This is a genomic window from Streptomyces sp. KR55, from assembly GCF_052245645.1.
Lineage (GTDB): Bacteria > Actinomycetota > Actinomycetes > Streptomycetales > Streptomycetaceae > Streptomyces > Streptomyces flavusporus.
This window is the reverse complement of record NZ_JBQQCE010000634.1, coordinates 1-4324: the sequence shown is the minus strand read 5'-3', so window position 1 is coordinate 4324 and position 4324 is coordinate 1. Positions and strand designations below refer to the sequence as shown.

Sequence of the window (4324 nt, the reverse complement as noted above, 5' to 3'; positions counted from 1 at the left end):
GCGCCACCCGGGCCGCCGTCTCCCGCGCGGAGGCCCGCTCCAGCACCGGACGTGCCTCGTCGAAGCCGTACTTCTGCATGCCCGCGAGGTCGGCGTGACCGGGCCGGGGCCGGGTCAGCGGCGCGTTACGGGCGAGGCCGGCCAGCACCTCGGGGTCGACCGGGTCGGCCGCCATGACCTGTTCCCACTTCGGCCACTCGGTGTTGCCGACCATGATCGCGACCGGCGAGCCCAGGGTGAGACCGTGCCGGACACCGCCGAGGAAGGTGACCTCGTCCCGCTCGAACTTCATCCGCGCACCGCGCCCATAGCCGAGCCGCCGGCGCGCCAGGTGGTCCGCCACCATCTCCGTGGTGATCGGCACGCCGGCGGGAAGGCCCTCCAGCGTCGCGACGAGTGCGGGACCGTGGGACTCCCCCGCGGTCAGCCAGCGCAACCTGCTCAACGGTGCTCCTCAGTGCTCGCGCCCCGGTACTGCCCTGCGTACGCGCGTCCTCGCGTACGGCGATGGCGCGACCGGGGTGCGCGGCCCTGGCCCGCCACTGTCGATCCTCCCACGTCCCGGCAGTCGTCCCACCCGCCGGTCCATCAGGCGGACGCGATCGGCCGCGGCTCGGGAGCGAAGTGGATCACGCCGAACCGTCCTGCGGACGCTGCTGTGGTGCGTAGGGACCGAGGTGGTCGGCACCGGAGCCCTGCGCCTGCTGGGGGGCGTAGGCACCGAGATGGTCGGCGCCACTGCCTTGCGCCGACGCCTGCTGCGGGGCGTACGCGCCGAGGTGGTCGGCGCCGCGCCCCTGCCCGTGCTGCGCCGCCGCATGCACCGGCTGCCCGCCCCGTACCGCGCGCCGGTAGGCGATCCTGCGCTTGAGCTTGACCACCCAGGAGGCGACGACGGCGAGCACCACCAGGGACAGCACGGTGATCTGCACCCAGTCCGGCAGGAACCCCAGGACCGCCTCGAAGATCTGGCTCTGCACGGACGCCAGTGACACACCTGTGGACATGGGACTGCGCTCCCCCTCGCTGCTGCTCCGCCCCCTGCGGAATCTCAGCGGATCCTAACGTTCGGCGAGGGCGTGCTCACCGGCTTTTCGCATGGCGTCCAGGGGCGCCGGGCTGCGGCCGGTCATCTGCTCCACCTGCAGCACCGCCTGGTGCACCAGCAGGTCGAGCCCGCTGACGACGGCCCCTCCGTAGGCGGACCAGCGGGCAGCGAGGGTGGTCGGCCAGGGTTCGTAGAGCACGTCGAACAAGGTCGCGGGCCGCTCCGGCACGGCGGCGGCGAGCGCGTCAGTCGTACCGGCCGGAGTGGTCGCGATCACCAGCGGGCGGCGCAGCGCCTCGGTGGCGTCCGCCCAGTCCGCCGTCCGTACCTCGACGTCGAGCCGCTCACCCCACTGCCGTATCTCGGCGGCGCGGGCGGCGCTGCGGACGTACACCACGACCTCGCCGGTGCAGATCCGGGCGAGCGCGGCCAGCGCGGAGGAGGCGGTGGCGCCCGCGCCGAGGATCGCCGCCGAGTCGAGCTGCTCGATACCGTGCTCGCGCAGCGCGGCGACCATGCCGGGGATGTCGGTGTTGTCGCCGACGCGGCGGCCGTCCTCGGTGAAGACGACCGTGTTGACCGCCTCGACCGAGGCCGCGGTGGCGCTGATCTCGTCGAGCAGCGGGATCACGGCCCGCTTCAGCGGCATGGTCAGCGACAGCCCGGCCCACTCGGGGCCGAGCGTGCGGAAGAAGCCCGGCAACGCCGCCTCGTCGATCTCGAAGCGGTCGTACGTCCATCCCTCCAAGCCCAGTTGCGCGTACGCGGCGCGGTGCAGCACCGGCGAGAGGGAGTGGGCGATCGGAGAGCCGAGCACGGCAGCCCTTCGAGGTGCGGCCATCAGTTGTCCCTCGACGCGTTGAACTCGTCGACCAGCCTCTGGTGTTCCTCGATCGTCTTGGCGAACTCGGTCTTGTTCATGCCGTCCGTGGCGACGAAGTACATCCAGCCGTCGTCCGTCGGGTTCAGCGCGGCCTTCAGTGCCTCGTCGCCCGGGTTGCCGATCGGGCCGGGAGGCAGGCCCTTGTTGGTGTACGTGTTGTACGGGTCCGGGTTGCTGTTGATCTCCGACTCGGAGATGTCGATCTTGCTCTGGCCCTTGAGGTAGTTGAAGGTCGAGTCGAACTGGAGCAGTTGGTTCGTCTCGGTGTTGGTCGACTCGAGGCGGTTGTAGACGACCTCGGCCATCTTGCGGAAGTCGTCCGTCGTCTTGCCCTCGGCCTGGACGAGGCTGGCGACCGTGATGACCTGCAGCGGATTCTCCAGGTCGAGCGCCTTGGCCTTCGCGTCGAGCTCGTACTGGCCGTACTGCTCGTTGGCCCGCGTGACCATCTCCTTCAGCACCGCCTCGGGCTTCATGCCCTTGGCCGCGGGATACGTGCCCGGGTAGAGGAAGCCCTCCAACGGGTCCTTGATGTCGCCGTTGTTGTTCGCCCAGCTCGGCAGGCCGAGGCTCTTGTACTTCTTCTTGGCGACGTCCTTGGTGGCACCGGACGGCAGGCCGAGCTTCTCGTCGATCCTTTCGTAGACCGACACATTGCGCAGGCCCGGAGCGACGACCACGTTGTTCTGGCTCTTCGGGTCGAGCATCATCTCGACGGCGCTCGCCGCGGACATCTGCTTGTTCAGCAGATAGGCGCCCGCCTGGATCGACTCCCCGTCGGGGTTCTGCGACTGCGCGGCGACGAAGGCGTCCACGCTCTTGATGACGCCCGCGTCCTTGAGCCGGCGGCCGATCTCGGCTCCGCTCGCGCCCTTGGGGACTTCGACGGTCACCTGCTCGTCGGTGCCGTCCCCCGCGTAGTCCGGGGCGGCGCCGAAACGATCCTGGTAGTACTGGTAGCCGAAGTAGGAGACACCGGCCAGGCCGCCGCCGAAGACCAGGACGACCACCAGGCAGGCGCATCCGCTGCGGCTCTTCTTGCTCTTGCCGCCCCGCCCCCGCCGGTCGCGGCCACCCCGGTCCCCCGGCTCGTCGCCGTCGTCATCGTCCCCGCCCGCGAAGAAGGCGTGCTCGCCCTGGTCGGGGCCGGGATCCCAGTCGGTCCTCGGCTCCGGTTCGGCGCGCCGCCGGGCGGGCGGCTCCGGCGGCGGGTACGCGTCCGGGGTGCCGTAGAAGTCCGGCTGCTGTGCGCCATAGGGGGCCGTCTGCTGGGCGTACGGGTCGGCCGGGTCCGGGGTGTACGGGACCTGCGGGTGCGTGCCGGTGGCCCAGCCGCCGGTGTCGTACTGCTGGTGCGGGTCGTACGACTGCTGCCCGTGGCCGGGGTACTGCTGCTGCGCCTGGCCGGGGTACTGCTGCTGCCCGTGGCCAGGGTACTGCTGCTGCGCCTGACCGTATGCGGCCTGTCGGCCGTCGCCCCAGTCGCCGTACTGCGGCTGCTGCGGCTGCTCTGGATAGTGCTGCGGCTGGCCGTCGTAGGGGGACTGCTGACCCTCGTGGGCCTGCTGTCCTCCCCATCCGCCGTCCCCGTACAACGGGTCCTCCGGATGCCACGGTTCGGAGCCTTGGCCCCGGCCATACTCAGTCATCGATCCCCTAGAGCCGCGAGGCGGCGGTCGCGTGGCTTCCGGCTCGGCTCCCGTCCCGCCTCTTGCTGTGCGGAGGCTGTTCGAACACCACCGCATCGCGCGGAACGTTACCGTATCGCGATCAGATGACCACTTCGACGCCCTCGCCCGGGGCTTTACCTGACACCCGTTCGGATTCCAGCGCCTGCTGCAGGATGATGACAGCGGCTGCCTGGTCGATGACCGAGCGGCCCTTCTTGGACTTCACGCCCGAGGCGCGCAGTCCCTGGCTCGCCGTCACCGTCGTCATCCGCTCGTCGACCAGCCGGACCGGGATGGGTGCGATGCCCTGCGCGAGTTCCTGGGCGAAGCCGCGGACCTTGGCCGCGGCCGGGCCCTCGCCCCCCTTGAGGGAGCGCGGCAGCCCGACGACGACCTCGATCGGCTCGTACTCCTCGACGAGCTGCTTCAACCGGCGGTGCGCTGCGGGGATGTCCCGTCCCGGGACCGTCTCCACCGGGGTGGCGAGGATCCCGTCGGGGTCGCACGAGGCGACCCCGATCCGGGCGTCCCCGACGTCGATCGCGAGTCGACGTCCTCTGCGCATCACTTGGCCGTTTCCGCCACGAGCCGCTCGACGGCGTCGACGGCCTCGCCGATGGCGGCCGGGTTCTGGCCGCCGCCCTGGGCGACGTCCGGCTTGCCGCCGCCGCCACCGCCGAGGGTCTTGGCGGCCGTACGGACCAGGTCGCCGGCCTTCAGGCC

6 protein-coding genes are annotated in these 4324 nt (G+C 71.1%); all 6 read right to left on the bottom strand.

The window, feature by feature from the left end; all coding sequences use genetic code 11:
• A partial coding sequence (locus ACTWQJ_RS47220) for a chorismate synthase (protein ID WP_443312540.1) occupies positions 1-445 on the bottom strand: 445 nt, incomplete at its 3' end.
• A gap of 184 nt (positions 446-629) precedes the next feature.
• Entirely contained in the window at positions 630-1007 is a 378-nt protein-coding gene (locus ACTWQJ_RS47215) for a hypothetical protein (RefSeq protein WP_443312539.1), read from the bottom strand.
• Positions 1008-1061: 54 nt separating this feature from the next.
• Complete coding sequence (locus ACTWQJ_RS47210) at positions 1062-1889, bottom strand: shikimate dehydrogenase (RefSeq protein WP_443312538.1); 828 nt, start codon at positions 1887-1889, stop codon at positions 1062-1064.
• A complete protein-coding gene (gene mltG, locus ACTWQJ_RS47205) occupies positions 1889-3580 on the bottom strand; it encodes an endolytic transglycosylase MltG (protein ID WP_443312537.1) in 1692 nt (563 codons plus the stop codon). The genes ACTWQJ_RS47210 and mltG overlap by 1 nt, the downstream gene beginning before the upstream one ends.
• Positions 3581-3701: 121 nt before the next feature.
• Complete coding sequence (gene ruvX, locus ACTWQJ_RS47200) at positions 3702-4166, bottom strand: Holliday junction resolvase RuvX (RefSeq protein ID WP_443312536.1); 465 nt, start codon at positions 4164-4166, stop codon at positions 3702-3704.
• Positions 4166-4324: DHHA1 domain-containing protein (locus tag ACTWQJ_RS47195; RefSeq protein WP_443312541.1), on the bottom strand; the 159-nt coding region annotated here is incomplete at its 5' end. The genes ACTWQJ_RS47195 and ruvX, both read right to left, overlap by 1 nt.